At 44.5% G+C, this 461-nt stretch carries 1 pseudogene; it reads right to left on the reverse strand.

Annotated elements, in window-relative coordinates:
- Positions 1 to 461, reverse strand: a pseudogene (locus tag G4D82_RS14335) (lectin-like domain-containing protein); the annotation flags it as partial.

The following is a 461-nucleotide window of genomic DNA, read 5'->3' on the forward strand; positions in this document are numbered from 1 at the left end:
ACGGAGCCGTAGCACACTGACCAGCATCAGGCGTGAAAGTGTAAGTTCCGGTTGTTGTATTATCTACAGTCGATGGAGACCAAGTTCCAGAGATTCCATTAGAAGAAACTAAAGGAAGAACAGGAGCTACATCACCAGAGCAGATTTCAGTATCCAAACCATTGAAAGTTGGCACCAATTGATTCACAGTAATTGTTACCACAAACGGAGCCGTAGCACACTGACCAGCATTTGGAGTAAATGTGTAAGTTCCGGTTGCAGTATTATCTACAGTCGATGGCGACCAAGTTCCAGAGATTCCATTAGAAGAAACTAAAGGAAGAACAGGAGCAGTATCACCAGAGCAGATTTCAGTATCCAAACCATTGAAAGTTGGCACCAATTGATTCACAGTTACTGTTACCACAAACGGAGCCGTAGCACACTGACCAGCATCAGGCGTGAAAGTGTAAGTTCCGGTT

The sequence above is a fragment of the Flavobacterium lotistagni genome (assembly GCF_011392125.1).
Classification (GTDB): Bacteria; Bacteroidota; Bacteroidia; order Flavobacteriales; family Flavobacteriaceae; genus Flavobacterium; species Flavobacterium lotistagni.